Annotated in this window: 2 pseudogenes; one reads left to right on the top strand and one right to left on the bottom strand. The window is 60.8% G+C overall.

Annotated features, from left to right (window positions below):
• Positions 1 to 280 (top strand): annotated as a pseudogene (locus tag EN780_RS37570) (integrase core domain-containing protein); the annotation flags it as partial.
• Here EN780_RS37570 and EN780_RS41220 read toward each other — a convergent pair.
• Positions 270 to 472 (bottom strand): annotated as a pseudogene (locus EN780_RS41220) (hypothetical protein); the annotation flags it as partial. The pseudogenes EN780_RS37570 and EN780_RS41220 sit on opposite strands and share 11 nt — an antisense overlap.
• Between the last annotated feature and the right edge of the window lie 5 nt (positions 473 to 477).

Below are 477 nucleotides of genomic sequence, written 5' to 3'. Positions count from 1 at the left end.
TCGAAGGCCTTCGCCAAGGCCTGCCGCAAGCTTGCCTCAAGCACATTCGCACCAAACCCTACACGCCCAAGACCAACGGCAAGGCCGAGCGCTTCATCCAGACCGCGCTGCGCGAATGGGCCTATGCCATCACCTATCCGACTTCAGATCACCGTTCCGCCGAGCTGCCTGTCTGGCTGCACAGATACAATTGGCATCGCCCACATGGCAGCCTAAAGTCCAAAAACCTATCAGTCGCCTCGCTCTAACCGAGGACAACCTGTTGAGGCTCCACACCTAGAGCGGCTACCGGAAAACTTTTCCCCGAGCGAGCGATGCCACCGCCAGCCTTCTTCGCTACGGCTGGCGCTTGCGCGATGAAGGCCTGCGCATGCTGGGCACGGGTCGAGCGGATGCGGCCGGGGCGGATGCGAAGCTCGCGCTCTGTGCCATGCCGTTGTCCTGCAACGTGGAAAAGAGGATGCCGATACAAAGTCT

It is taken from the genome of Mesorhizobium sp. M4B.F.Ca.ET.089.01.1.1 (assembly GCF_004022605.1).
Classification (GTDB): Bacteria; Pseudomonadota; Alphaproteobacteria; order Rhizobiales; family Rhizobiaceae; genus Mesorhizobium; species Mesorhizobium abyssinicae.
Note: the sequence above shows the minus strand (reverse complement) of the source record. Positions and strands in the feature narration are given on the sequence as shown.